The 25553-nt window shown below is 57.3% G+C and carries 26 protein-coding genes; 5 read left to right on the plus strand and 21 right to left on the minus strand.

From position 1 onward, the window contains the following. Window positions 1-148: 148 nt before the first annotated feature. The 6 genes from GYMC52_RS14340 to GYMC52_RS14365 all read right to left on the minus strand — a co-directional run bounded on the left by GYMC52_RS14340 (window position 149) and on the right by GYMC52_RS14365 (window position 5914). Window positions 149-2503, minus strand: coding sequence for a DNA translocase FtsK (locus tag GYMC52_RS14340; protein WP_013524363.1), 2355 nt, complete (start codon window positions 2501-2503; stop codon window positions 149-151). A gap of 106 nt (window positions 2504-2609) precedes the next feature. Further along, on the minus strand, window positions 2610-3215 hold the full coding sequence (gene ytpR, locus GYMC52_RS14345; protein ID WP_013524364.1) for a YtpR family tRNA-binding protein: 606 nt from the start codon (window positions 3213-3215) through the stop codon (window positions 2610-2612). 20 nt (window positions 3216-3235) lie between these two features. Next, on the minus strand, window positions 3236-4033 hold the full coding sequence (locus tag GYMC52_RS14350; protein ID WP_013524365.1) for a DUF1444 domain-containing protein: 798 nt from the start codon (window positions 4031-4033) through the stop codon (window positions 3236-3238). Beyond that, window positions 4030-4221 carry a hypothetical protein gene (locus GYMC52_RS14355; RefSeq protein ID WP_013524366.1) on the minus strand — a complete coding sequence of 64 codons (192 nt, stop codon included), beginning with the start codon at window positions 4219-4221 and terminating at the stop codon, window positions 4030-4032. The genes GYMC52_RS14350 and GYMC52_RS14355 overlap by 4 nt, the downstream gene beginning before the upstream one ends. Window positions 4222-4261: 40 nt before the next feature. Beyond that, window positions 4262-4792 carry a DUF84 family protein gene (locus tag GYMC52_RS14360; protein ID WP_013524367.1) on the minus strand — a complete coding sequence of 177 codons (531 nt, stop codon included), beginning with the start codon at window positions 4790-4792 and terminating at the stop codon, window positions 4262-4264. A 45-nt stretch (window positions 4793-4837) separates the two neighbouring features. Further along, complete coding sequence (locus GYMC52_RS14365) at window positions 4838-5914, minus strand: M42 family metallopeptidase (protein WP_041469267.1); 1077 nt, start codon at window positions 5912-5914, stop codon at window positions 4838-4840. A 115-nt stretch (window positions 5915-6029) separates the two neighbouring features. On the opposite strand from GYMC52_RS14365, the gene GYMC52_RS14370 reads away from it, so the two are divergent. After that, window positions 6030-6329, plus strand: a complete 300-nt coding sequence (locus tag GYMC52_RS14370) for a PepSY domain-containing protein (RefSeq protein ID WP_013524369.1) — start codon at window positions 6030-6032, stop codon at window positions 6327-6329. Here the strand turns inward: GYMC52_RS14370 and GYMC52_RS14375 are convergent. Together GYMC52_RS14375 and trmB are read right to left on the minus strand one after the other, a co-directional pair. Then, the gene (locus GYMC52_RS14375; protein WP_013524370.1) at window positions 6324-7172 is read right to left on the minus strand and encodes a YtnP family quorum-quenching lactonase; all 849 of its coding nucleotides are present in this window, start codon (window positions 7170-7172) and stop codon (window positions 6324-6326) included. The two genes, GYMC52_RS14370 and GYMC52_RS14375, sit on opposite strands and share 6 nt — an antisense overlap. 80 nt (window positions 7173-7252) lie before the next feature. Continuing rightward, window positions 7253-7906: a tRNA (guanosine(46)-N7)-methyltransferase TrmB gene (gene trmB, locus GYMC52_RS14380; protein WP_013524371.1), complete on the minus strand. Its 654-nt coding sequence runs from the start codon at window positions 7904-7906 to the stop codon at window positions 7253-7255. A 208-nt stretch (window positions 7907-8114) separates the two neighbouring features. On the opposite strand from trmB, the gene GYMC52_RS14385 reads away from it, so the two are divergent. After that, the gene (locus GYMC52_RS14385; protein ID WP_013524372.1) at window positions 8115-8384 is read left to right on the plus strand and encodes a YtzH-like family protein; all 270 of its coding nucleotides are present in this window, start codon (window positions 8115-8117) and stop codon (window positions 8382-8384) included. A 109-nt stretch (window positions 8385-8493) separates the two neighbouring features. Here the strand turns inward: GYMC52_RS14385 and GYMC52_RS14390 are convergent, their stop codons facing one another. From GYMC52_RS14390 to pepV, 6 genes are all read right to left on the minus strand, one after another. Next, complete coding sequence (locus GYMC52_RS14390; protein WP_013524373.1) at window positions 8494-9276, minus strand: phosphotransferase family protein; 783 nt, start codon at window positions 9274-9276, stop codon at window positions 8494-8496. Window positions 9277-9584: 308 nt separating this feature from the next. Beyond that, the gene (gene pulA / locus GYMC52_RS14395) at window positions 9585-11741 is read right to left on the minus strand and encodes a type I pullulanase (RefSeq protein ID WP_013524374.1); all 2157 of its coding nucleotides are present in this window, start codon (window positions 11739-11741) and stop codon (window positions 9585-9587) included. Window positions 11742-11842: 101 nt separating this feature from the next. Beyond that, entirely contained in the window at window positions 11843-12781 is a 939-nt protein-coding gene (locus GYMC52_RS14400) for a hypothetical protein (RefSeq protein WP_013524375.1), read from the minus strand. Between the two features lie 11 nt (window positions 12782-12792). Then, window positions 12793-13371, minus strand: coding sequence for an RNA 2',3'-cyclic phosphodiesterase (gene thpR / locus GYMC52_RS14405; protein ID WP_013524376.1), 579 nt, complete (start codon window positions 13369-13371; stop codon window positions 12793-12795). Beyond that, window positions 13368-14552, minus strand: coding sequence for a maltose permease (gene malA / locus GYMC52_RS14410; protein WP_013524377.1), 1185 nt, complete (start codon window positions 14550-14552; stop codon window positions 13368-13370). Before malA ends, thpR begins: the two co-directional genes overlap by 4 nt. Before the next feature lie 68 nt (window positions 14553-14620). Further along, window positions 14621-16036, minus strand: a complete 1416-nt coding sequence (pepV, locus tag GYMC52_RS14415) for a dipeptidase PepV (protein ID WP_083777766.1) — start codon at window positions 16034-16036, stop codon at window positions 14621-14623. A gap of 253 nt (window positions 16037-16289) precedes the next feature. Between pepV and GYMC52_RS14420 the strand changes: the two genes are divergently transcribed. Beyond that, entirely contained in the window at window positions 16290-16511 is a 222-nt protein-coding gene (locus GYMC52_RS14420) for a DeoR family transcriptional regulator (protein ID WP_008880936.1), read from the plus strand. 94 nt (window positions 16512-16605) lie between these two features. Here the strand turns inward: GYMC52_RS14420 and GYMC52_RS14425 are convergent, their stop codons facing one another. Continuing rightward, a complete protein-coding gene (locus GYMC52_RS14425; RefSeq protein WP_013524379.1) occupies window positions 16606-17352 on the minus strand; it encodes a pseudouridine synthase in 747 nt (248 codons plus the stop codon). A gap of 104 nt (window positions 17353-17456) precedes the next feature. On the opposite strand from GYMC52_RS14425, the gene GYMC52_RS14430 reads away from it, so the two are divergent. Further along, a complete protein-coding gene (locus tag GYMC52_RS14430; protein ID WP_011232307.1) occupies window positions 17457-17669 on the plus strand; it encodes a hypothetical protein in 213 nt (70 codons plus the stop codon). 217 nt (window positions 17670-17886) lie between these two features. On the opposite strand, the gene GYMC52_RS14435 is transcribed toward GYMC52_RS14430, so the two are convergent. Next, complete coding sequence (locus GYMC52_RS14435) at window positions 17887-19512, minus strand: putative polysaccharide biosynthesis protein (protein WP_013524380.1); 1626 nt, start codon at window positions 19510-19512, stop codon at window positions 17887-17889. Between the two features lie 112 nt (window positions 19513-19624). Here GYMC52_RS14435 and GYMC52_RS14440 point away from each other — a divergent pair, with 112 nt between their 5' ends. Continuing rightward, entirely contained in the window at window positions 19625-20935 is a 1311-nt protein-coding gene (locus GYMC52_RS14440; protein WP_013524381.1) for an NAD(P)/FAD-dependent oxidoreductase, read from the plus strand. Between the two features lie 194 nt (window positions 20936-21129). On the opposite strand, the gene GYMC52_RS14445 is transcribed toward GYMC52_RS14440, so the two are convergent. The 5 genes from GYMC52_RS14445 to GYMC52_RS14460 all read right to left on the minus strand — a co-directional run bounded on the left by GYMC52_RS14445 (window position 21130) and on the right by GYMC52_RS14460 (window position 25522). Further along, a complete protein-coding gene (locus GYMC52_RS14445) occupies window positions 21130-21309 on the minus strand; it encodes a sporulation protein Cse60 (protein WP_008880941.1) in 180 nt (59 codons plus the stop codon). A gap of 115 nt (window positions 21310-21424) precedes the next feature. Beyond that, on the minus strand, window positions 21425-23065 hold the full coding sequence (locus GYMC52_RS14450) for a M4 family metallopeptidase (protein WP_013524383.1): 1641 nt from the start codon (window positions 23063-23065) through the stop codon (window positions 21425-21427). Window positions 23066-23443: 378 nt separating this feature from the next. Continuing rightward, window positions 23444-23572: a hypothetical protein gene (locus GYMC52_RS20210; RefSeq protein WP_013524384.1), complete on the minus strand. Its 129-nt coding sequence runs from the start codon at window positions 23570-23572 to the stop codon at window positions 23444-23446. A 15-nt stretch (window positions 23573-23587) separates the two neighbouring features. Beyond that, a complete protein-coding gene (locus GYMC52_RS14455; RefSeq protein WP_013524385.1) occupies window positions 23588-24862 on the minus strand; it encodes a helix-turn-helix domain-containing protein in 1275 nt (424 codons plus the stop codon). 345 nt (window positions 24863-25207) lie between these two features. Beyond that, a complete protein-coding gene (locus GYMC52_RS14460) occupies window positions 25208-25522 on the minus strand; it encodes a rhodanese-like domain-containing protein (RefSeq protein WP_013144427.1) in 315 nt (104 codons plus the stop codon). Between the last annotated feature and the right edge of the window lie 31 nt (window positions 25523-25553).

A 25553-nucleotide genomic window follows, 5' to 3' on the forward strand; every position in this document is an offset into this window, starting at 1 on the left:
TCCAACCATCGTCTCTCTGTAAGACAGTATATGATATCCATCTCGTTTTGCCATTTCTCTCATTGCGGTGCACCATCCATTTCATTTCCTCATTATAGCACGCAAGGAGGCAAAACACTACCGCCCGCCCAAAGGAGGCCGCCCGCCCTCAGCTGTTCTGCTCGCGCCAGCGCTCCCACTCGTCCTCGCTCATCAACACATCGCGCGGTTTGCTGCCGCGCGCCTCCGAAATCAACCCTCGTTCCTCCATCATCTCGATCAACCGGGCGGCGCGGTTGTAGCCGATGCGGAAATGACGCTGCAGGCTCGATGTCGACGCCCCTCCTTGGGCGATGACAAACCGGCACGCTTCCTCGAACAGTTCGTCATCCTCGCCGCCCATCGACGCCGTTTGCCGAAAATCGTCCGGATCAAACAGATAGGATGGGCCTTGCTTCTCTTTCACGTGCGCTGCCACCCGCTCGATTTCCTCATCAGAAATAAAGCAGCCTTGCAGCCGCACCGGCTTGGCCGAACCATTTTCCAAAAACAGCATATCGCCGCGCCCAAGCAGCCGCTCAGCCCCATTCACATCTAAAATGGTGCGCGAATCGACTTGGGAGGAGACGGAAAACGCGATGCGCGTCGGAATGTTCGCCTTGATCAACCCGGTTAGAACATCGACCGACGGCCGCTGCGTCGCGATCAGCAGATGGATGCCGCACGCCCGCGCCTTTTGCGCCAGCCGGCAAATCGATTCTTCGACATCGGCTGGGGCGGCCATCATCAGGTCGGCGAGCTCATCAATGACGATGACGATATACGGCAGCGGCGGCTCGCTGCTTCCGCGTTCGCGAAGATGGGCGTTATACTTTTCAATATCGCGCACGCCGGCGTGGACAAACTGTTCATACCGCCGTTCCATTTCGCCGACTGCCCACTTGAGCGCCCCCGCCGCCGCCTTCGCCTCGGTGATCACCGGGCTGAGCAAATGCGGCAGCCCGTTGTACGGCGCCAGTTCGACCATTTTTGGATCAATGAGCAGCCATTTCACTTCGTGCGGCGCTGCTTTATACAACATGCTGATAAGCATCGCGTTCATGCATACGCTTTTTCCCGACCCGGTCGCCCCGGCGATCAGCCCATGCGGCATTTTTCGGATGTCAGTCACGACCGGCGCACCGCTAATGTCAAGCCCAAGCGCCACGGTAAGCGGCGATGGGCTTTTACGGAACGCTTCGCTTTCTAAAATTTCCCGCAGACGCACCGGACGGCTCGTTCGGTTCGGCACTTCAATGCCAATCGTCCGTTTTCCCGGGATCGGCGCCTCGATGCGAATATCTTTCGCCGCCAGACTGAGTTTGATATCATCGATTAAACTCGTAATCTTGCTCACTTTCACTCCTAAATCCGGCTGCACTTCAAACCGCGTCACCGTCGGTCCTTGCGTCGCCCCAACGACTTTGGCGCCGATATGGAAGCTCGCAAACGTCCGGTCCAAACGCTGGCATTGGTCGCGAAGCCACTGCTCGTCGCGTTCGGCCGCTTTCTCGGGCGGTTCAAGAAGCGCCAATGGCGGCAGTACGCAGCCGTTCGATCGATTCGCCGCCTTTTCTTCGAGTTTGCGCCAATCTTGCTTTAACATGATCACATTATACGGGATGCGCGTTCGTTCGGGGCGGGAAGCCTCTTCTCGGCAAACAGGCGCCGCCGAGTGACGGATTTCGCGATCTGGGGTCTTCTCCCGCTGTTCTGTCGAAGAAGCGCGCCCTCCGTCGCCATTCCTCATCTGTGACGGCACCCCTCGTCCTTCGCTCTCCAAGCCGCCGTCTGTTGCGTGCGGCGCGCGTTCGTTGCCTCGTTCGTCCAGCTCCTGCCCTTTCTTTTCATCCGCCTCGGCATCACGTTCTTCCTGCCCTGCCGCCGGCGCCAGCTCATGTTTTCCTTCCGTTTCCATAACAGCCGCGGGCATCGCTCCGCTCGCGTCTTCGTTCCATTCCTCTGCCCCCTTGGCCAAAGGCGCCTCTTCTTTTGGCGGTTCAGCCGCCCGGCTTTCCGTGCCCTCTCGCGCGTCTCGCCGTGTCGCTTCTCCGCGGAGGGCCTCTTCCCGAACCGCCTCATCGCTCCGATTCTCTATGTCCCCCGCACCGGTCAGCTCGGGTTCATCCGCTCGTTGCCGCTGTTTCCCCCGATTCCGATCATATCCAAAAACCGGGGATGGCACATCAGACGGGCGGAACGGCCGTTTTTCCGCTATTTCCCTTGAAACGCCAGCCGACGGGCGCCGACTCGGCAGCGGCCGGGATGCCTCGCTTTTCGCCCGCCCCGGCCTTTCCCGATTTTCACCCGGCTGGTCATCCGGAATCAACGGAAAGCGGAAGCGGCCTTGCGGATATTGGTAAATGACATTCACCGCGCCGCGTTCGGGCATGCCGGCCGACAGCCGGGAATTCGTTCGCTGTTCGTTCCCTTCCTCTTCCTCGTCGCTCGTGAGAAAACGAAGCCATCGTTTCCAAAATTTCATCCATCACGTCACTCTTTCTTTGCCTTCATTGTCGGAAAAAATGCCACTGGCGTCGTTCCAGTGGCGAAACAACAGTCGGAATCCGTCTGCACCGCCCGTCGGAACGTCAAAAAACGAACGGCTGGCCGACCTCATACTCATCGGACAGCACCAAAATGCCTTTCTCCTGCGGGGCGTTTGGCAGCCCAAGCTCGCGGGCCGAACAAATCATGCCGGATGACCGGACGCCGCGCAGCTCGCTTTCTTGAATGACGAGGCCGTTTGGCATCACGGCGCCGATTTTGGCGACGACGACTTTTTGCCCTTCGGCGACGTTCGGCGCTCCGCAGACGATTTGCAGCACCTCATCGCCGACATCGACTTGGCAGACGCTCAATTTATCGGCGTTCGGATGCTTCGTTTTCTCTTTCACATATCCGACGACAAACTTCGGCGACAAGTCAGCTTCGATCGGTTCGTCAAAACCGTTTTTCGCCAAGATGTCGTTGATGACGCCGACGAGCTCCTCATTCACTTCCAGCGGACCGTTGCCGGAAAACGGATAGTACGAAGACGCAGAAAAAATGTTATAGCCGACCGTCTCGCCCGTCCGTTCGGACATGATGCGGACGACATCGCCTTGTCTGACAAACGTCCGTTCCTCATCCGCCGCCGGTTTCAGCGACACGAGCAACACGTCGCCGACCCCTTCTCGGTTGTAAAACACGTTCATCGCTCTCTTCCTCCTTGTCGCTACGTTCTCCGTTTTTTTCCTAAAATGAAAATCGGTTCAAGTTCCCCATTTTCGTATAAAAACGACAGCGCCGTGATCGGCACGCGGCCGCCGGCAAAAAAGCTCATCGTCATTTGCGCGAGCACGTCATAACCGATGTCGTTGCGCACATCAGCGATAACAAGCACATCTTGATGCGGAACAGCGACGGCCATCGTTCCTTCCACGCGCGCCCGCATATCGGCCAAAAACGATTCGTTTAAAATGCGGCTCGCATCATACCCGTCATTGGTGTTCACAAAATAAAACACGTTGTCCGCCACCCGGTCCTCTTTCACCGGCGTCGGCAGCGACCTGACGTTGAAACGGGCGATTTCCTTCACCCGCTCGCGGCTCCAGTTGTCTTTCTCCAGCATGCGCTCATCAATCAAGCGATACGTTTTGCCTAGGTCGAGCGCATAGTAAATGCGCGTTTCGGCTGTATGATCATCAAACAGCAACGGGACGCCTTCTTTCGTCTCCGTCGGAAACGACGCCGAGCGAATGACGGGATAAATGTTCCGCTCGTTTCCGGAAAGCGCCGCGTCTTCCTCCATCGTTTTCAACGTTTGCTCCACATAATAAACGACTTCGCGCACCGCCTCGTCTTTTTGTTCGTGCCATTTGGCGATCACGCCGGGAAGCGAGATCGTGACGCCTTTTTTCGTGCGGCGGTCTTCGACGCGCATCGCGTCTTGCTTGGCGTCAAAGCGAAACGTCCAGTGCGGGTGGGCGACGAGACGTTCTTTAATCTTCTCATACATTTGCCGGCTGTTCATTCGTGTTCCTCCTTGTTTTGCCGGCGCCCGTGCCTTCCGTTTCCCCCTTTCGGCCGGGGCTTGGCCAAGGGCGCATCCGGCGTTGACAATGCCTGGCCATGCCCGCGCGGCGTTTTCCACCGTTTGGCGCCGCCCCTCGCTTTGCCGGCCGCTCGATCCAGCTCCTTGGTGGAACGCGGCCCGCTCATTCAGCCGGCCGCCATCATCGGCATGACCGTTCGTTATTTATCATACATGGAACGACCCGTTTTGACAAAGCCATTCATATTGACCGGCCAAAAGCTCGACGATGTGGGAAAACATCGCCGAGCGGTCAACGCGCCCGTTCGTCAACACGCCGACCGCACCTTCTTTCCGCCGAACGTTCCTCCTCCCGGTGTACGCTTCCATCACGTCGCCGAGCTCGCGCCCCGCCTCGATGCCGGCGCCGACGTCCGGCGGGAGGGCGAGGCGGGCGCCGGCGGCGGCCACCACCACTCCGTTTCGGTCAGCGAGCGCCCCCCAGTTGCACAGCCACCATTGCCCATCGATCTTCGTCACGCCGCCTTCCAATCCGATGCCGATGTCCGCCTCCGCCGCTTCGAGCGCCCGTTTGGCGCGCCCGATGGCGCCAAGCCGCGTCTCCTCATCGGACAGCGGCTGCGCGGAAACGCCTGATGGCACCTCAAGCGATACAATGCGGTATTCCTTTTCCGAAAGCACCGCCCGAACGGCGGCGATTTTCGCTTCGTTGTTCGTTCCAACCGCAACAGTTTTCATCCAATGCCCTCCTTGTCATGGAAAAGGAGAAGCGTTCGCTTCTCCTCAGCTGTTTTGGCGAATCGTCTCGACCGTCGTCCGGTCGCACCGTTTGACGAGCTCAACGATGAGCTGTTTGGCCGCCGCGTAATCATCGATATGAATGATCGACGCATGCGTATGAATGTAGCGGGCGCAAATGCCGATCACGGCCGACGGCACGCCGCGGTTGGCGATATGGACCCGCCCGGCGTCGGTTCCGCCGCCTGGGGAAATGAAAAACTGATACGGGACGCCAATCGTTTCCGCGGTGTCAAGCACAAACTCGCGCATGCCGCGGTGCGTAATCATCGTCCGGTCGTACAAGCGGATGAGCGCCCCTTTGCCGATATGGCCGAACGCCTGCTTGTCGCCGGACATGTCGTTGGCCGGGCTGGCTTCCAAGGCGAAAAAGATATCCGGGTTGATCATCGCCGCCGCCGTCTGGGCCCCACGCAGCCCAACCTCTTCCTGCACGGTCGCTCCAGCGTACAAGACGTTCGGCACTGTTTCGCCGTTCAGCTCTTTTAACAGCTCGATCGCCAACCCGCAGCCAAACCGATTGTCCCACGCTTTTGCCATCACGGTTTTTCCGTTGGCAAGCAAAGTAAACGGGCTGACCGGCACGATCGGCTGACCGGGGCGGACGCCGACTCGTTCGGCATCTTCACGGCTTTCCGCTCCGATGTCAATCAACATGTTTTTCATCTCCATTGGTTTCTTGCGCTGCTCCTCATCAAGCAAATGCGGCGGAATCGACCCGATCACGCCGATGACCGGCCCTCCGTCCGTGATAATCTGCACGCGCTGAGAGAGCAGCACTTGATCCCACCAGCCGCCGAGCGGCTGAAACCGAATCATGCCATTGTCGGTGATCGCCGTTACCATAAACCCGACTTCATCCATATGGCCGGCGACCATCACCGTCGGGCCCGCCTCATCACCGCGTTTGACGCCAAAAAGGCTCCCGAGGCGGTCTTGCACAATGTCGTCGGCGTATTTCGCGAGCTCTTGGCGCATAAATTGCCGCACCGGGTGCTCATAGCCCGGCGCTCCCGGAAGCTCGGTCAACGTTTGAAACAATCGCAGCGTTTCTTCCTTCATCATCGGTCTTCCTTTCTGTTCTCGACTCGATTCGGGTTCGCTTTGTTCTCCTTACATGTTCCGTCAAAATCGGCTATACTAAACGATAGCGACAGAAGCAAGGAGGGAATACTTGATGGCTTGGAAAAAATGGCTCGTTGGCGCCGCCGTCGGCGCGGCCGCCATCTATGCGATCCGCTCCGCTTCCAAACCGGCGCTTCTTTCCCCGGAACAAGCGCTGGCCATGGCCAAACGCGCGCTTGGCGGCCGGCGGGCCATCCGCGGTTCCTGGATTCAATCCGCCCCGGAGCGGTATGAGAAAAACGGCCTGGCGTACACCGTATACCGCGGCGGCGTCTGCCGCGACGACGGGGATGACGAGTTTTTCATCAACGCCTACACGGGAGCCATCGTGGACGCCAAGCCGCTGTCATAGCGGCCGCTCCCGCTTCACGGCGGCGGCCATCGTCCCGTCTTCCTGCCATTTCACAGCCCGATAGTAGGCATCATGGTAGAAGGTAAACCACGCATTTTGCTTTACGCCGTACGGGAGCCATCGCTGTTTGGCAAAAATCGAATCCATGGGGTAATCGTCGTACGCCATCACCCAAAGGACGTTTTGATGGGCGTGCGTGCCAAGCAAATCGCCAAGATGAATGGCCATCTCCCCGTCTGATTCGATGAGCACGATCGCATGCCCAGCGCTATGCCCGCCGGTATGGATGAGGCGGATGCCAGGAACGACTTCCGTTTCCTTTGTAAACGGAACGACTTGATCCGCGATCGGCTCCCAATTTTCTTTCCAATACGTATTGCGCGATCGGATGTTTGGGTTTCGCATTTCCTCCCACTCGACATCCGAGGTGATGATCGCCGCGCGCGGAAACGCCGGCACGAGCCGTCCGTCTTCCCAAACGGTCAATCCGCACGCATGGTCAAAATGCAAATGGGTCATGATGACGATGTCGATGTCGCGCCGCGTCAGCCCAAGCCCAGCGAGCGATTCATCAATCGCTGATTCTTCCGTGACGCCGAAGTTGCGCTTTTGCTTGTCGGTCAGCTTGCCGTTGCCGATGCCGGATTCAATGAGCAGCCGTTTTCCATAGGCTTCCACCAAAATCGGATCGGTGCGCAGCTCGATTTGATTGTTGTCGTTCGGCGGATATTTTTTCGACCAAAGCGGTTTCGGCACGACGCCAAACATCGCCCCGCCGTCAAGATGGGTGACGCCGCCCCGAAGCCATGTCAATGTGACTTGTCCAATTCGCAACTGTTCCATTTCCTCTCTCCCCCCTCCACTAGTGTACCATTTTCTCCATCAATCGGAAATAGAAAAAGACCCGACCAATCGGTTCGGGCCTATGACGACCGCCGCGGCGGGCGCACCGCCTCGCATCGGTAAATGCGGTTTTCTTTGGCGGAAAATTTTTCCTCATACTCTGTCATGACATTGTCCGTCATGCCGCTTTGATGCAAGTCGAGCTGGACCGATGCGAGCACAAACCCATATTGCGACAAACTGACAAGCGAGTATTCGAAAAACGATTGATTGTCCGTTTTCAAATGGATGTCTCCGTCTTCCGCCAAAATGCGGTCATAGAGCGCCAAAAAGTCCCGATACGTCAGCCGCCGCTTTTCGTGCCGCTTTTTCGGCCATGGGTCGGAAAAGTTCAAATAAATGCGCGACACTTCCCCGTCGGCAAAAAACGCGGTCAGATCTTTCGCATTGGCGTTCAGCAGCTTGACGTTCGCGAGCCCGCTTTCGATCAGTTTGTCAAGCGCGGACACGAGCACGCTCGGGTACAGCTCGATGCCGATGAAATTGACATCTGGATGAAGTTTGGCCATTTCCGTGATAAATTTGCCTTTCCCCGTCCCGATCTCCACATGGATCGGCCGATCACGGCCGAACAGCTCGCGCCATCGCCCGCGCTTTGTTTCGGGATCGGGAATGACGTATTGCGGATACGCGGCGATTTTGTCTTTCGCCCACGGTTTGTTGCGCAAACGCATATTGACACCTCAGCCTTGTTTCCGTTTGTTGGTTTGACGATACCACACTCGCGCCAAAGAAGCAAACGCGAAAAAACGCCCGGGCTTGAACGCTCTCCCACCTACGCTCACGCGTGGAAGCAGGGGGTCTTTTCGGTTTCGAATAATAAACTCAGCTCGATCCGGGCATGATAAAACCGTACAGCCTGGCGAAAGGATGGTGACCAGCATGCCGCTCGACTATAACCATCAATTGACCGTACTTCGCGACATTTTATCCGAACATCAGCTCGATTGCTGCGGAACGGTTTCCGAATGCGAACAAATTGAACGGCTCGCCAAATCGCTGCTCGCCAACGATGAGGTGAACAGCCAAGTCAAGCAAATTCTCCCCCATATTTACGCTTATGGCCAAGGCGGGAAATACAGCGCTGACTTAAACGCCCACATTTCCGCCCACCAAGGCCAGCTCGCCGATTGGGTGAATGGGCTGTCCTGACCGCGGCGTCTCCGTCATCGACAGCGGGAACAAACGGCGCGGCGACAACCGAACGCAGCGATCGCGCCGCCCCCGGCGCCGGCCGTTCGGACGCTGAGGCCTCGCTTGGTCAACTCTCTACCATGACGCGCTTCAATAACTCCAACGACTGCTCCTTTTCTTTTTGGCCGTCCTTCCCTTTCGGCCAAAACAGCGAGTGCAACGTATGAGCGATCGTATACCACTTTAGGCGGAGGCCAAGCTCCTCGCTCCATGCCCATCCATATCGGTCGAGCCATGCTTCCCATTCGACGCGCGGAATGTACAGATGAAGCAGCATGCCGATGTCGATCGCCGGATCAGCGATCATCGCTCCGTCCCAATCGATCAAGTACAGCGTGCCATCGTCGGCCAGCAGCCAATTGTTATGATTGATGTCACAGTGGCAGACAACATATTCGCCATCCGGCAATGACGAAACATGCTGTTCAAGCCAGTCAAGCGCCTGACAGACGACAGAACCACCGGCCGGATGGCGCCGCTGTTGCTCAGCGAGGAGAGCGAGCATTTTCTTTGCGCGCAGTGGAGATTTGCCGAGCCGCTTCAGCATCGTCACCAGCTCTTTTGAACGATGGATTTTCCTTAGCAGCGCCGCCACTTGCTCGCTTCCCATCTCCCACGGCTTCAGCTCCCGGCCGTTCAGCCATTGCTGGGCCGTAAACACATCGCCGTTTTCGAGCCGCTTCGTCCATACAAGCTTCGGGACGATGCCCTCGGCCGACAATACAGCAAGAAACGGAGAAGAATTCCGCTTTAAAAACAATTTCTTTCCTTCATATTCCGCAAAATACGCATCCCCTGTAGCGCCGCCAGCGGGAGTGATCTCCCACTCCTTACCTAGTAACTGTTCCAAGCGTGTTCACCTGCGACTTAAAAATAGAAACGTCTCCGTTTGCTTCTCGCGCCCAAATAAAAAGGACGGCCAGGCCGCGTCCTTCTTCCGTCCATTTTACTTGTATTATACTGAAATACCGCTCCGGCATGCAAACATTTTTCTCGGCAAACGCCTTGCTTAAAACTGCCAAAGCGGAAGCGCCCCGCGGCTCCCACTCCGGTCGGCCGCCCTTTCCCGTTTCGCCTCAACGGCGGCATGTTTCATCAGATCGATAACCACCGCTCCTCTGCAAACCTTGAGACGATTCCGGCGCGCCGTCTGAGCGGTCACCCTGCAGGCTGGACGAGCACCCATGTGCCGACGCCGTCGAGCCGAAGCATGCCGCGCGCTTGGCCAAAGGGCGTTGTCCCGCATCGCTGTCCGTCGCATACAACCGCCCACTCGCGCTCGTCGGGGAGCGCAATGGCGGTCTCTTTCTCCTCGTTATGATGCACGACGATGATGTCCTCCCAAGGCCCATAGACGGCGACATCATGCAGCCGATAGGCGATGACCGACGGCAGAAGCGGCTCAAGAAACGTGAAATGGCGCAGCACTTCCGCTTCCGTCGCGAGGCGGAAGGCACCATGCGCGCGGCGAAGAGCGATCAATCCTTGAACGTAGCAGACGTCGTCTTCATAGCGGCTTTTCCGCTCCCAATCCAGCTGATTGACCGCATCCGGCGATCGGTAGCTGTTCCCATCGCCGCCTTTCGTCCGATAAAACTCTTGGCCGCTGTGCAAAAACGGAATGCCTTGCGCCAACAGAACGATCGCCGTCGCCAGCTTTTGCCGCTTCCGCCGGAGCCATTCGGGCTCATCATGGTTGGCCGCCTCCATCTTATCCCAAAACGTATGGTTGTCATGGCATTCGACGTAATTGATCGACTGACGCGGGTGGCAAAACAGCCCGCCGAGCGCTCGCAAGCTCCCGGCAATGGCGAGCTTCACCTGTTCTCGCCCGCCTGGGTTGCCGAGGGCGAACCCACGGTCCGGCAAATGAAAGGTGCTCCCTTTCACCGCATCGCGAAACCGGTCATTGAAATAAGCGAAGCGCGGCAGCTGCTTGGCGTTGGCCATCGTCGCCTTTTGTTCCGGTGGAAGGGGCGTCGGCAAATCCCAACCTTCCCCATACACAAGGATCGACGGATCGATGGCGTCGAGGGCATCACGCACCGCTTTCATCGTCTCGATATCGTGCACGCCCATCAAATCAAAGCGAAACCCGTCAATGCCATATTCTTTCGCCCAAAATACAACCGAATCGACGATCCAGCGGCGCGCCATCCGCCGCTCCGAAGCGATGTCGTTGCCGACGCCGGTGCCGTTGGCCGGTTGGCCATAGGCGTCGTAGCGGAAGTAATAGCCGGGAACGAGCCTCTCAAGCGGCGATTGCTCCCGGTCGTAGACATGGTTGTAGACCGCATCCATCACGACGCGCAATCCGCTTTCATGCAACGTGCGGATCGCCTGTTTCAACTCGATGATGCGCGCGTATGGATCCGCTGGATCGGTCGCATAACTCCCTTCCGGCGCGTATAGATGAAGGGGATTGTATCCCCAGTTGTAAGCCGCTTGTGGGTCGCGCTCATCAACCCCGGCAAAATCGGTAAACGGCATGAGCTGCACATGGGTGACGCCCAGCTCTTTGACATACGAAAGCCCGGTGGCCGTCCCGTTCGGCCCGCTTGTGTTCGTTTCAGCCAGCCCGAGATACTTCCCTTTATGGACGGCGCCGCTGTCCGGGTGGCTCGTAAAGTCGCGGATGCTCAGTTCATAAATGATGGCATCGGTCGGCGAACAGAGCGGCGGAAGCGGCGAAGAGGGCGGCGCCAGCTTCGTTTTCTCCCAGTCGATCACGACGCCGAACTCGCCATTGATCGAAACAGCAGTCGCATACGGGTCCACCGCCTCGCGCCATACGCGGTTGATGCAGGCGATATACGTGTAACGCGCTCGCTCCCAATCGCCGGGGACGGCGGCTGACCATACGCCGCGCTCGCCGCGCTCAAGCGGCACGCAATGAACCTCGCCGAGATGCGGATGAACAAGCTTGACGTTGACCGCGGTGGCGGTCGGCGCCCATACGCGAAACACCGCCTGTTCTTTGGAATACTCCACTCCTAACGGCCCATCATAGAAAAACCGATCATCAAATGCAGGAGTGCGCACAACGGCGCCGATTTGAACATCGGTCTCCTCCCCGCGGCAAGAACGCACCCAGTATGTCGCTCCAAACTCGAACGCGGATGCAAACCGGCACTCATATTTCACCGTCTCCCCAACATCCTCGACGTGCTGCACGGACAGCGGAATCTCCTCGCCGCTCGGCGCCACGAGCGTAAACGGCGCCATTCCATCAAAGCCGAGCGATTTCGGCGCAAGCACAACGATTTGATCCATCTCGTCCAAATAGGCGGCAAACGTTCGGCTGATGTGAAGCATGTGCGTTCACCCCTTTTTTCTCCGGTTAATACCATCATACGTAAAAGAAAAAGGGCGGTGCCAAATCATCGGCCGGTCGCCCTATCGATGCACAGATGTTTCTATTGTTGCCCTTCCTCGCCGCTCATATTCCCGTCATGGCGGCGGTCGTAAAAGCTGGCGCAATGGCGAAGCAGCGCCTCAGCCGCTTTCAGCTGCCCGTGCCGAAGCGGGAGAGCGGAGCGGCGCAGGCGGGAAAACCACTCGTCATAATTTCGCTTATCAATATAGCGGATAAACGGAAAAAGACCGCCGCTGTCAATGTAGCCGGAGCGGTTTAACAGCACGAGATGGATCGGCCAATCGACCCCATGTTTGCGAAAAATCTCCGAAACGATCTGCTCCGTCCGCCGCAGCGACACGACCGGGTTGACCAGCCTCGTTTCGTTCGTTCCGGCCTGTTCCACCCAAAACCGGCCGGTTGACGCCATGACGATGTTGTCCGGCCTTCCTTCGACGAAGGCAATGCACCAGAGCGCGGATGGCGTCAACATCATCGTCTCCAGCTCCACCGGCGCCTTGCCGACCATCGCCACCGGCCGGTAAAAGCATAAATGCGTATCCGGAAACCGCTGCAAAAAATATTTCAACGTCTCATCGCCATACACGGCCTCATCGAGGGAGGAAACGCACATCATCGTGGAACTCGCCCATTTCAGCTGCAACTCGAACAACTCATCCAAAAACTGCTGTTTCAATTCCTCCAGAGTAGCCGCCGGACGAGCCATCGGCGCAAGAGAAAACGTCTCTTCTTCCGTAAGCGCGGCACGGCGGCGCCATCGTTTCGTCAGCCGTTCCCACCATGACGGTTTGTCAAGCCAAACATCCCACGTCTCGCCCGTTTCAAGCCATCCGCTGGCCTCAGCCGTTCGTTCGGCTTGCCACCGCGCTTTTGCCTGCTCCCATTGCCGCTGCTTGAGCCGGATGAATTCCGGTACATAATAGTACACATCCGTTTCGTAGCGGGAAATGCAATCCATGAGTTTAACGAGCTGACCCATTGTTTCACCTGCTATTTCCGGCCATTCATCGGCGCGCCAAGCAACGGGAACACGGCGATCGCTTCGTACTTCGGCGTCCGTTCCATATTCGTCCGATACAGCACGATCTCAGGCACCGAAAACACCGCCTTGGCCGCGGCAAGCGAACGGAGGCGATCCGGGCGAAACGGTTCGGCTCCCTGCCATTTGCGGGCAATCGTAATATGCGGGGCAAACGGCCGCCGGTCCAAGGAAAACCCAAGCTTCATGCACGCTTCATACACGTCGCGCCGCAATCCATTCAACGCTTCTTCCGTTTCGACTCCTTGCCAAAAAACGCGAGGCGCCGTCCGCTCCCCGAACGTCCCAAGCCCGGCAAGCACCAGGGAAAACGGGGCGCTTTTGGCGGCGACGGCGGCCATCGCTTCGCACAGCGGCGCCATTTTCCCCCGCGGCACATCGCCTAAAAACGCGAGGGTGATATGATAGTCCTCTTCATGCACCCATGTGCGAAACGGCAGCGACGACGCCGCATCCCCCGAAAATCGGGCAATGGCTTGTTTCGCTTCAGACGTCAGCGGAACAGCGATAAAATAATGGCTTCGTTTCACTTCTCTTCACCTGCCGTTCGTTCTCGTTTTGCGAGCAAAAGGAGCACGAGCACACCCACGATCGTGCAGATGCCAAAAAACAAGTAGACAGCGCCGATCTGCCAACGCTCAAGCAAATATCCGCCCGCCAGCGCGCAAAACCACGCGCCAAGGCCGTTGCCGACCGCTGAGTATAACGCCACGGCCGTCGCCTGCACCCGCTCCGGCGCCAAGCGGCGCGCATATTGAAGCGCCGTCGGGATCGCCAGCCCGACCGAGCAGCCTTGGACGACCGTCGTTACATACACAAACCAAAGCGGCGGGTCGACCGCGTACGACAGCCAGCGAACCGCGGAGATGAGCGCGGCCAATAGAAGAAGCCGCACCATGCCGAAACGGCCGATGAGCCGATCCGCCGCTTTCATAAACGGCGCCTCGCTGCCGGCGGCAAACAAAAAGGCGAGGCCGATGCCGGTCAGCGTGCCGCCAAGCTCGTGGATCAACAGCCCGAAATAGGAATTGTTGGCATAAATCGGACCAAACAGCAAAAATGTTGCGACAAGCAAGAGCTGAAATGAGCGGACGGACAGCAGCCGGCGCACATCCCGAAGCGTCAACGCCCCCGGCGCCGCCATCGGGTAGCGCGGCAGGCGGGTGGCCAAAACAGACGCGGCCAACAGCGCCAACGAAAAGGCGTAAAAAATGACCGCAAACGCGACATGATCGGACAGCCATCCGACAACCAACACCGACGCGGCAAACCCGATCGACCCCCAAAGCCGAATCGCCCCGTAGTTTCCTCCCTGTTCGTGCACGTGGCGAAGGGCGAGACTGTCGGAGAGCGGAACGATGGCGCTTTGCGCCGCCGAAAGCAGCACGGTCAGGGCGACGAACACCCGGTAGCTTCCGGCCAGCGAATAAAGAAGCCCAAACAGCGCTGTCACCCCGAGCGCCAGCGTCAACAGTTCGACCGGTTTGCGCGTATAATCGGCCGCCGTGCCCCAAAGCGGCTGGGCCGCCATCGTCACGATCGGGGGAAGCGACATGATCCAGCCGATCGCCGCCCCCGAAAGGCGCGCCTCTTCCTGCAAATAGACGGACAAAAGCGGAAACAACGCGCCAAAAGCAAAAAAGATGAGAAAATAAAAGAGCGGGAACACCTGTTTTCGCACCGCCGCCTCACGTTTGAACGCCGCTTCCATCCCGTCCCCCCTTTCGTTCAAACAACGCCCGCCCCGCTCTCTTTTTCGCCGGGGCGGCGGACCGCCGTTTATTTCGCCAGCTCGTAAATCGCCTGCGCGTAAATGGCCGTCGCTTTCACCAAATCGTCGATTTCGATATACTCATCTTTCTGGTGAGCGACATCCGGGCGGCCCGGAAACAACGCGCCAAACGCCACCCCGGCGGTCAAGGCGCGGGCGTATGTGCCGCCGCCGATGGCCAAAAGCCGGGCCGGCTCGCCCGTCTGCTCTTCGTAGACGCGCTGAAGCGTGCGGACAAGCTCGTGGTTCGGGTCGATATAATGAGGCTTCGTATCGCTGAACCGGCTGAGCGCGAATCCATGTTCAGCTGCGGCGCCAGCGAGCGTCCGGCGGATCGCCTCGCCGTCGGCCGTCACCGGATAGCGGATGTTCAGCCCAATCGTTCCGCCATGCCGCCGGTCATACGACAGCACCCCGACGTTGACCGTCAAGTCGCCGCTTTGTTCGTCGCGATACGCAAGGCCAAGCCGCCGGCCGCGGGCATCGCCGAAAAAGGCGGAGGCCACAAACTGAACGAACGGCCGGCTTCGGCCATCGAGCGGAAGCGACGCCAAAAACTGCGCCAAATAGACGCCGGCGTTTTTGCCGCGCTCCGGCTCGGCGCCATGAGCGGACACCCCTTCCAATTGAAAGACAATGGCCCCTTCGCTTTGCCTGATGCTCCCCTTTACGCCGCGCTCCCGGCAAAACTGTTCATAGAGGCCAAGCAGTTCCTCCGTCCGTCCCGCTCCTTCCACCACCGCTTCGGCCGCATCCGGCACCATGTTGTAGCGGCGCCCAGCTTGGAATGAGGCAAGCGCGAACCCTTCCGCCTCCGCCGATTCAAGCGGGCGGTATGCCAAATCAGCGTCAATGATTCCTTTTTCGGCATGAATGATCGGAAAATCAGCATCCGGCGCAAATCCGACATCCGGCATTTCTTCATGACGGAAATAGTGCTCTACGCACCGCCAGTCGCTTTCCTCATCGCCCCCGATGATAAGCCGCACCCGCTTGCCAAGCGGCAGCCCGAGGTCATGGATGATTTTCATCGCGTAAAACGCCGCGACGGTCGGCCCTTTGTCATCGATCGCGCCGCGCCCGTAAAGGCGGCCATCGCGCACCTCAGCGGCAAACGGATCCATCGTCCAGCCGTCTCCGGGCGGCACGACGTCGATATGGCCGAGCACGCCGACAAGTTTCTCCCCATGCCCCATTTCGATATGCCCGGCAAACCCGTCCACATTTTTGATGCGAAACCCTTCCTCCCGGCCGCGGCGAAGCATATGCTCAAGCGCCTCGGCCACCTTGGGCCCAAACGGCGCGCCCGGCTGCGCCTGCTGATCATCGCGGACGCTCGGAATGCGGACAAGCGCTTGCACGTCGCGGACAAGATCGTCTTTCCGTTTCTTCGCTTCGTTCATCCAGTCGATGTTCAACGCCATTCTTCCTTTCTGCCCCAATGTTCTTTGTTGCCAACGTACCACATCCAAAACGGGAAGTCAAAATGTTTCGTTTGTTGCCGAACTATTTCCGTTTTGAAACAAAAAGTTTAAATTTTTGGTGAATACGGGCAAACGGGTAGCATTTTCTCTCCCATTTCGTGTACAATGATAGTAAACACATAGACAAAGACATCTCTCATCTGCTAGCGGTCGGTTGTGCCATGCGAATGATGCTAAGATAGGGAGTGGTCTTTTGAAACCTTCAACACACCGGATGCTGACCCGCATCAAATCCGTGTATATGTACATTAGCGAAAAAGGGACGGTTACGACCCAAGAACTTGTTGATGAGTTCGGCACCACCCCACGAACGATCCAGCGCGACTTGAACGTGCTTATGTACAACGATCTCGTTCGCAGCCCAAGCAAGGGCAAATGGACGACCACAAACAAAAAAGTGCGCATCTCTTCGTAACCCGGTGCCAATAGGGTAGGCAAGATGGGAGATGAACGCAAACCATTTTTCCACAGATGAATATCCACTATTTTTCCATAAAAAAGGAACCGCGTCAGGTTCCTTTTTTTTCGTCCGTCTCCGGCCGGTATTGCTTCAACATGTCCACCTCTTCGTCCGTCAATTCCCGATACTCGCCGACGGCCAAATCCGGGTCAAGGGCGAGCGGCCCCATTTGAATTCGTTTTAAATAGACGACCCGCTTGCCGACCGCTTGAAACATCCGCTTCACTTGATGGAACTTCCCTTCGGTGATCGTCACCTCGACATCGGAACGAAGGCCGGATTTCAACACAACGAGCTTGGCCGGCTTTGTTTCATAGCCGTCATCAAGGACGACGCCGCGCTGAAACGCCGCGACATCCGCTTCCGTCACTTCCCCGCCCACGACGGCAAAATACGTTTTCGGCACGTGTTTTTTCGGCGACAACAGCTGATGGGCGAGCTGGCCGTCATTCGTCAAGAGCAGCAGCCCTTCCGTATCTTTGTCAAGCCGCCCGACCGGAAACGGGCAAAATGCCCGATCTTCTTCTTCAAGCAAATCGACGACCGTCTCTTCCACGGCATCTTCCGTCGCGGAAACGACCCCCGAAGGCTTATTCATCATCAAGTAAATGAATGGCTTGTACTCGACCGTTTCTCCCCAAACGGTCACGATTTGCTCATCCGGCCGCACTTTCGTTTTCGCATCACGGACCGGCGCGCCGTCCACTTTCACCGCTCCGGACTTGAGCAACTTTTTCACTTCCTTCCTCGTCCCATACCCCATATGGGCGAGCAGCTTGTCAATGCGCAGCTCCACAAATCTCCCTCCTAAAAATATGGCCTTCATTAGGCGTTCATCTAGTCCGCTTCCGCCTTCCCCCCATACACTGTGAAGGAAACATCAAGAAGGGGGATTTGCCGATGAATGAATATTACTATTATGTCCCAACGTTGGATGATTACCGTCAACAGCCGCCAGCCAGCCAATTTTGGCCCGGATACCCAGGCGGGCCATTCGCCAACTGGGCGCGGCGCATCGAACGGCTTGAGCGGGCCGTCGAACGGCTCGACCGCCGGCTCGACCGGGTGGAAAGCCGCCTCGATCGCATCGAACGCCGGCTCGGCCTGTCGTAAGCGAAATGGAGAAAGAAGGCGGGGACGACCGCCTTCTTCTTTTTTTTGCCGCAAGCCGAACGGCATGGGGGAGGGCGAAAAACAGCCGTCGTCGAACCCTTTCGCTCGGGCGCCGCGATGTTCGCAAGAAGCGCCGTCCGCCGGGCTCCCGGCCTAAACGAGCCGCTTCTAGGAAACGGCCGTCCGGTCAACGGCCGATCCCCCCATACACCCTCGTCTACGATACCGCCTTTTTCTCTTTCCGGCGCCAAAACGCAAACCGGTCGCCAAACAGCGCCGAAAACAACCCGGAGCGGATGCTGAGAAACAAGTAGACGGCCGCCCCGACCGCTGCGCCGATGGAAACAGCGCCCACCGATTCAGCGGTGCCGGCGCGGTAATCGATCCATCGGGACGCCAGCGCCTCGACCCCCATAACCGCCGCTGACATCGCCGCCGTCAGGATGGCCATAAACGCCGTCCGGCGGGCGACAAACCGATAGCGGTAGCGCGTGCGGCGCTGAATGACCCATAAGTTGAACGCCACCGAGACGAAATAGCCCGCCATCGTGGCCACAATGGCCCCGACGGCCGACCATTTCATAATGAGCGGCGTGTTGAGCAAAAGCTTCACAAGCAAGCCGGCTGTCAAACTGACGACCGTAAACCGCTGCTCGTTGATGCCTTGCATGATCGCCGCCGTCACAGAAAACAAAGCGTACAAAATCGCCGCCGGCGCATACCAGCGCAACACTTGTTCACCAAGCGGATCATAGCTGTAAAACGAGCTGTACACCGGCCCTGCAAGCACCGCCATGCCAATCACCGCCGGGAGCGTTAAAAACATGAGCACTTGAAACGTCTGGTTCAAATATTGCCGCAGCGCTTTCCGATCTTGCGCGACATACGCTTTCGTAATCGTCGGGATGAGCGCCAAGCTGAACGAGGTCGCGAGCGTCACGGGTATGATGACGAGCTTTTGCGCCCACATGTTGAACACGGAATACGCGTGCTCCGAGATGTTCCCGCGGCCCGCCGCCGCCATCGCGTGATTGAACGTAAACTGATCGACGAGCTGGTACAGCGACATCGACAAGCCGACAAAAACAAACGGAATCGAAGAAAGAAGCAGCTCTTTATACATCGCCAAAAGCGACACGTCCGCTTCGCCGCGGTCACGCGCAAGCAGCGACTGCAAATGCGGACGCCGCTTCCACCAATAGACAAGCAACACCAAAAGCCCCGCCGCCGCCCCGACAAACGCGGCAAACGTCGCCGCGCTCACAGCGGAGACGATCGAGCCGTCCATCAGGCGCAAAATGACGTAGCACGCCCCAAGCAAAAACGCGATGCGCGCGATTTGTTCGACGACTTGCGACAGCGCCGTCGGGCCCATCGACTCATGTCCTTGGAAAAATCCGCGGATCAAGCTCATCACCGGCACGATGAGGAGCGCAAAGCTGACCGCGCGGATGACGGCCGTGACGTCGTCGACCGAGTTGACGTTCGTTTTCGCATCGATGACGTGCGGCGCCAAGATGGGCGCCAGGGCGTACAAAATGAGCCATGAGGCGATGCCGCTTGCGATCATCAAGACAAGGCCGGAGCGAAAGAGCCGATAGCCGACGCCGTATTCCCCAAGCGCGTTGTATTTCGACACAAACTTTGACACCGCCACCGGCAGCCCGCCGGTCGCCAAGCTCAAAAAAATTTGGTACGGCACATAGCCGTATCCGTACAGCGCCCCGCCGCGCTCGCCGACAAGATGGTAAAACGGGATGACGTAAAATAAACCAAGAAGGCGAGAAATCATCACGCCAGCCGTTAAAATAAACGTGCCGCGCAGCAGTTTCGATGTTGACATATGACCCCTTCCCTAGCCATGGACGTTGAAAATGACAACGTATCTATTTTACCATAGTTGTCAATGGAACGAAAAATATCGGCCACGCGCAGAAAGAAAGGGTGGAATGAACATGGGATACGACGTCATCATCATCGGCGGCGGTCCGTCCGGGCTCATGGCGGCCATCGGCGCCGGCGAAGAAGGGGCGAAGGTGCTCTTGTTGGAAAAAGGAACGAAGCTCGGGCGCAAGCTCGCCATCTCCGGCGGCGGACGCTGCAACGTGACGAATCGGCTGCCGGTGGATGAAATGGTCCGCCATATTCCCGGCAACGGCCGCTTTTTATACAGCGCCTTTTCCGTATTTAACAATGAAGACATCATCCGCTTTTTTGAGCGGCTCGGCGTGCCGCTCAAGGAGGAAGACCACGGCCGCATGTTTCCCAAAAGCGACAGCGCCCAGTCGGTCGTCGACGCGCTTGTTCGCGAATTGTCGCGCCTTGGCGTCGATGTTCGGCTTGAATCGCCAGTGGCGGACGTGTTGTATGAACAAGGAAAAACAGTCGGTGTCACGCTGAAAAGCGGGGAGACGATCCACGCCCGTGCGGTTGTCGTCGCCGTCGGCGGCAAATCGGTGCCGCAAACCGGCTCAACGGGCGACGGCTATCCGTGGGCGGAAAAAGCGGGCCACACGGTGACCGAATTGTTTCCAACCGAAGTTCCGATCGTCTCGCATGAGCCGTTCATCCAAGAGCGGACGCTGCAAGGCTTGTCGCTGCGCGACGTCGCGTTAAGCGTCTTAAAGCCGAACGGCAAGCCGATCATCACCCACCGGATGGATATGCTGTTTACGCACTTCGGCATTTCCGGCCCAGCTGCTCTCCGCTGCAGCCAGTTTGTCGTTAAGGCGTTGAAAAAAGCGGCGGGCGGCGCGGTCGAAATGAGCATCGACGCGCTTCCGGACGTGACGCAGGAAGAGCTGTTTCAATATTTCGCCAAGCTGTGCAAAGAGGAGCCGAAAAAGGCGATGAAAACGATCGCCAAAACGGTGCTTCCCGAGCGGTACGCCGTCTTTTTGCTCGAGCGGGCCGGCATCGACCCGCACGCCTCTGCCGGCACGGTCGGCCATGAGGCGCTGCGGGCGTTTGTCCGACAGTGCAAACAATTTACCTTTTACGTCCACGGCACGCTGCCGCTTGAGAAAGCATTCGTCACCGGCGGCGGCGTGTCGGTCAAAGAAATTGAGCCGAAAACAATGGCCTCCAAATGCATGGCCGGCCTTTACTTTTGCGGGGAAATTTTGGACATTCACGGCTACACGGGCGGCTACAACATCACCGCCGCCCTTGTCACCGGGCGGCTCGCCGGCGTGAACGCCGCCCGCTATGCATTGGCGGAAAAAAACGGGGCGAGCGGCTCCGCGGGGCAGACAGCAACGAATTGACCGCCGTCCTCATGCCCCTCGGGCGCTCCGGGGCGTCCGCTGACATTCCGACAACGCCCGTCTTCAAGGCGGGCGATCGCAAAATTTCGCCGCCTGAAATGGAAATGCCGCAACGAAAAAAGCGTCGCCCCCTTTGGGGGGGATCAGCATGAAAACGGCCCAAAGAATCCCGCAGTCTGGAGCCGTGTGGAGTGTCAAGTCCGGTAAATGACCATGGCGGAAAAACAGTAGATTTGCTCGCCTTCCGATTCCATCGCCGCCACGCTGTACTTGACATCGATCAACTGTCCGTCTTTCAATCGGGCTAAAAAATCATTGACCGCCGCTTCCAAATCTTTTTCATGCTCTTTATCAAACACTTTCACTTTGTACATCGCCATTCCCCCGTTTTCTTTTTCCTTTTCCACGCATTTAGGGAAAATCCTGCCCACAAAAGGCGTCACGCGCCCCCGAACAGCGGGACGCGTGACGTCAGAAACTTCATTCGTCTTAATACACTCCAACCGCATTGAACGCCTGTTTCACCGAGTTGACTTCTTGGCTTGTCGACCCGTACAAATCAGCGGCCGCTTGCACGCAGGCGGCGCGCAGCTGGCTGAAGTTCGACGTCGGCGTCAAATAGTAGACAAGCGCCCGGTAGAAAATTTTCCCCATTTTGTCGCGGCCGATGCCGGTGACGCTCACGCCGTAATGGACGCCGCCTTGGCTGAGCAAATACGCCGCTTTATTGATGATGCCGCTGTTTGTATGGACGCCGCCGTTGTCTTGCGTTCCGGTGTACCGTTTGGAATAATGATCCGGATCGCCGTATTTCGCCGGGTCGGACATCGAGCGGAGCGCATCGCCGGCGATCCCAGGCGTGTAAATGTCTTCGCCGATCTCCCAGTCCGGGTTGCGGTTGGCGTAGAACTCCACGAGCGTGCCGAAAATATCGGACATCGCTTCATTGATGGCGCCGGATTCGTTTTGGTAAACAAGCCCGGCCGTATAATCCGTCACCGCATGGGTCAGCTCATGCCCAACGACGTCAATGCCGCCGGAAAACGGCAAAAACGTCTGTCCGTCGCCATCGCCGTACACCATTTGCGAACCGTTCCAAAACGCGTTGTTGTAGCCGCGGCCGTAATGGACGGTCGAACGGATGGCGGCGTTGCTGCCGTCATAGCTCAGCCGGCCGTGCACATTTTTGTAGTAATCATACACGACGCCGGCGTAATAATGGGCGTCCACGGCCGCCGCGTCATAGCTGGCGAAAAATTGGTTGTCGCCATCGGCCCACAAGCTGCCGGGCAAAACGGTGCGGTTTCGTCCGTCATACGTAAAAATGCCGCTGCCGCGCGTATTGTCTTGCAAATAGTAGTAGCCGTAATACGAGGAATACGTCGTATTGATATATTTCTGATCCCCCAACACACCGCGGCCCACGCCGACCGTCGACGCGCCGGCGACCGACTGCCCGCCGCCCGGCTTCGCCTCGTCCATTTGGTTCCATTTGTTCAACACTTTTCCGTCCGCGGCATCGATCATGTAGATCCAGTTGCCTGGGACAGGGGTTAAAAAGCGGACATTGACTTCATAGGCGAGGCGCGGGGTCTCCCCATCCGGATAGATGACAAGCCGCGTTGGTTTTCCCTCTTCGGCCGCCGGCCGTTCTTTCGTCACCGCATCAGCCACATCTTGTTTCGCGATCATTTCCGCTTGTTGAACGGAAATGGCAGCTTCTGTTTTCAACGTTCGTTTGTCCAAATTCGGAATGAGCGTACCCGACAAAGAGGACAATTCGCCATCGTTGACATGGGCAACGAGCACGGCGCCATACACTGGGATGCCGTGATAGCGCTGTTCAAAACGCATGACCGTATGGCCGAGTTCATCCGTTTGTTTGCCAATCAAGCTCAGCCGTTCGCGGGCTTGTCCACCAAGCTGGAACGTATTCTTCTCTTGATCAAGATAACGGTAAACCAATTCTTCCGGAGCATCCTCGCCTTTTAACAGCGGACCAGAAACGAACGATGGCGTCTTCCACTGTTCGTTCCACACCATTGATCTTTCCTTCGCTGAAGCCCCGAGCGGCCAAGCCATCAATCCAAACGCCAACCCAATCGCGCCAAGCATCGCCCGTTTGTTCATTCCCTTTACCCCTTTCTTATATTTTCAAATTATTTATTCTAATAAAAATTTTATTACAATATATTTTGATTGGGTATTGGGAAAATGATCGGGCGACATGCGGCCTGATCCGGCAGCCTATTTTCCGTTTTTCCCTCTTTGCGGCTTTCCGCCTGCGACAAAACGGCCAAAGTGAAACACGACCGACAGCGAAGCTGCCAAGCGAAAAAACGACTCATCCTTTTCGCTTGAGCCGACGGATTTCCACAGGACGTGCTTTGACGGACGAAACAAAAAAACCGACTCATCCCCCGCTTTCGCACCGTGGCGAAAACAGGAGACGGATCGGTTCGAAGAAGATCAACACAGACAGGCAAAGCGCCAATCCGGCCGCTTCTTTTATCGGGCGATCACGGTCGGCGGCGGATGCTCATCTTTTGCCGCCTCTTTCACCCCGATGCCTTGGCCAAAGGCCGAAGCGAGGCCAAGGACGGCGAGAGCGACGATCACAACGACCCGCTTTTTCACGAGCTTCACCTCCTTTCAAACGCCGGTTTGCGTCCGCAAGAGGGAGCAGCTTAGCTGATAATATTGGGCCGCCTGCTTGTATTGGCGCCTCCGCATATAACAATCCGCCAAATATTCGGCATACAACGACGCGTCGTCATACTCCTTCTTTTTTTGGAAATAGGGAATCGCCTCCTGTTTGAGCAGCCGCTCCAACGGTTCATCTTCTTCGCTCAAAAGCAGCCGGTAAATGGAAAAATGCAAATAATACTCATAATGCTCGGACGCGCCGGTAGGGGCTTGTGCGAGCTGTTTCCACCCTTCCTCGACAGCCATCGACGCTTTGCGATAATGCTTGGCATCACAATGCACGCGAACGAGCGACAAAAGCGTGATGAGCCGAGCATCCAGCGGGGCGTCCGCTTTATAGATCAAACTGTTCTCATAATGTTGCACCGCCTCGCGGTATTGACGTTTCATTCCTTTCAAGTGGCCGAGATTGTGTTCCACAATCCCAAGAAGCCGTCGATCATCCACCATCCTCGCCGCCTTTTGGGCCAACAGGCAATGGTCGACCGCTTTGTCGATCTCCCCGCAGCGCCGATGGCAAATCGCCAGCAGCACATGGCATTCGGCGCTCCGCCGCAAGTCGTATTCCGCCTGGCTGAGCGCCAGCGCGCGCTCGGCGTATTGAAGGCATTGAAACCATTTCCACAGACGGCTGAAAGCAAGCGCCGACAAGTAAGCCAAATCAGCTTCCTCCCCGCTCGTTTTCCATTCTCCCTTCAACAACTGTTCTGCCTTTTGATAACAATGCAAGGCGTCATCGTACTTTTCTTGGCAATAATACAAAAGGCCAAAAAATTTCCAATAATAATAGCGCATGTCATCACTCAACGACCCATACCAGTCCCGCACGCTTTGCGCCGCCGTTTCCGCCCCCTTTTTGTCGCCAAGAAGCAGCAAATACCGGATTCGCATCAGCTGAAAATAAATCATGGCTTCGGCATCCCCAGACTGCTCGCATCGTTCTTTGACCGTTTCATACATTTCCCGCGCGGCAGGCACATCACGGTTCGTCATCGCCTTATACCACGACATCACCCATTCGAACCATGAAGGCATTGTTTCGTTTCCACCCGGCCGGATGTCCAGCCGCCGAAACAGCCATTCGAGCACCTCTTGGCTCGGTATGACTTGGTTATTCTCAATTTTCGATAAATAAGAAACCGAAATAATGCCTTCAGCCGTTTCTTCTTGGGTCAGGCCTTTCATCAAGCGGGCGAATTTCAAGCGGTCGCCGAGTTTCAACAGAGAGCTCCTCCTTCGAACAAGTGTCTGATTTTACCGAAAATTATATCCTTTCCTTTTTTTTCTTGCATCACACTTTGGTACTAAAACAAAATGGAAAAAGCGCCCCAAAAAGCTGGGACGCTTTTTCTCTCCTACCCCGCAAGCGGACCGGGGAAGCGCAAGCCGCCGACGCATGAAAAGGCCCGCGGCAGCCAGCCATTCCTCTGCCTCTTGACTGAACGGGGCCGTTCGGATGGATCCATTTCCCATCCGCTGACACGTTCCGTCGTTTTGGTCTCGACAAAAACGGGATCACTTGGATGACGGCCCGCCGCCATGTCCTGTTCTTTGAGCCGGAAGCGCTTATCGCTTCGGCACCGTTTCGCCTTCCCACTCGAGCATGCCGCCCGTCATGTTGCGGACGCGATAGCCGAGCTCTTGCAAGTAGCGGCAAACGTTTTCGCTCCGCCGCCCGGAGCGGCAGACGAAAATATATTCTTCGTTGCGGTCGAATTCCTCAAGCCGATCGGGGATGTCACCCATTTTAATATGCTTCGCGCCGGGGATCATGCCGAGGGCGACTTCCTCGTCTTCGCGCACATCGACAATGTTCAGCTTTTCGCCGCGTTCGAGTTTTTCTTTCACTTCAGCCGGCGTGATTTCCTTGATCTCTTCCATGGCAGATCGACCCCTTTCGTTGGTGGATAGG

The organism is Geobacillus sp. Y412MC52 (assembly GCF_000174795.2).
GTDB lineage: Bacteria > Bacillota > Bacilli > Bacillales > Anoxybacillaceae > Geobacillus > Geobacillus thermoleovorans.

Bases quoted from the DNA above. Each gene is read 5' to 3' on its own strand.
- trmB (WP_013524371.1), bottom strand. From the start codon at position 7,906: ATGCGTTTGCGCAACAAACCGTGGGCGAAAGACAAAATCGCCGCGTAT.
- GYMC52_RS14365 (WP_041469267.1), bottom strand. From the start codon at position 5,914: ATGAAGGAAGAAACGCTGCGATTGTTTCAAACGTTGACCGAGCTTCCG.
- ytpR (WP_013524364.1), bottom strand. From the start codon at position 3,215: ATGAACGTGTTTTACAACCGAGAAGGGGTCGGCGACGTGTTGCTCGTG.
- GYMC52_RS14340 (WP_013524363.1), bottom strand. From the start codon at position 2,503: ATGAAATTTTGGAAACGATGGCTTCGTTTTCTCACGAGCGACGAGGAA.
- GYMC52_RS14360 (WP_013524367.1), bottom strand. From the start codon at position 4,792: ATGAAAACTGTTGCGGTTGGAACGAACAACGAAGCGAAAATCGCCGCC.
- GYMC52_RS14445 (WP_008880941.1), bottom strand. From the start codon at position 21,309: ATGTACAAAGTGAAAGTGTTTGATAAAGAGCATGAAAAAGATTTGGAA.
- GYMC52_RS14460 (WP_013144427.1), bottom strand. From the start codon at position 25,522: ATGGAAGAGATCAAGGAAATCACGCCGGCTGAAGTGAAAGAAAAACTC.
- pulA (WP_013524374.1), bottom strand. From the start codon at position 11,741: ATGCTTCACATCAGCCGAACGTTTGCCGCCTATTTGGACGAGATGGAT.
- GYMC52_RS14400 (WP_013524375.1), bottom strand. From the start codon at position 12,781: ATGGGTCAGCTCGTTAAACTCATGGATTGCATTTCCCGCTACGAAACG.
- GYMC52_RS14385 (WP_013524372.1), top strand. From the start codon at position 8,115: ATGCCGCTCGACTATAACCATCAATTGACCGTACTTCGCGACATTTTA.
- malA (WP_013524377.1), bottom strand. From the start codon at position 14,552: ATGGAAGCGGCGTTCAAACGTGAGGCGGCGGTGCGAAAACAGGTGTTC.
- GYMC52_RS14355 (WP_013524366.1), bottom strand. From the start codon at position 4,221: ATGAGCGGGCCGCGTTCCACCAAGGAGCTGGATCGAGCGGCCGGCAAA.
- GYMC52_RS14450 (WP_013524383.1), bottom strand. From the start codon at position 23,065: ATGAACAAACGGGCGATGCTTGGCGCGATTGGGTTGGCGTTTGGATTG.
- GYMC52_RS14430 (WP_011232307.1), top strand. From the start codon at position 17,457: ATGAATGAATATTACTATTATGTCCCAACGTTGGATGATTACCGTCAA.
- GYMC52_RS14370 (WP_013524369.1), top strand. From the start codon at position 6,030: ATGGCTTGGAAAAAATGGCTCGTTGGCGCCGCCGTCGGCGCGGCCGCC.
- GYMC52_RS14375 (WP_013524370.1), bottom strand. From the start codon at position 7,172: ATGGAACAGTTGCGAATTGGACAAGTCACATTGACATGGCTTCGGGGC.
- pepV (WP_083777766.1), bottom strand. From the start codon at position 16,036: ATGGCGTTGAACATCGACTGGATGAACGAAGCGAAGAAACGGAAAGAC.
- GYMC52_RS14435 (WP_013524380.1), bottom strand. From the start codon at position 19,512: ATGTCAACATCGAAACTGCTGCGCGGCACGTTTATTTTAACGGCTGGC.
- GYMC52_RS14440 (WP_013524381.1), top strand. From the start codon at position 19,625: ATGGGATACGACGTCATCATCATCGGCGGCGGTCCGTCCGGGCTCATG.
- GYMC52_RS14350 (WP_013524365.1), bottom strand. From the start codon at position 4,033: ATGAACAGCCGGCAAATGTATGAGAAGATTAAAGAACGTCTCGTCGCC.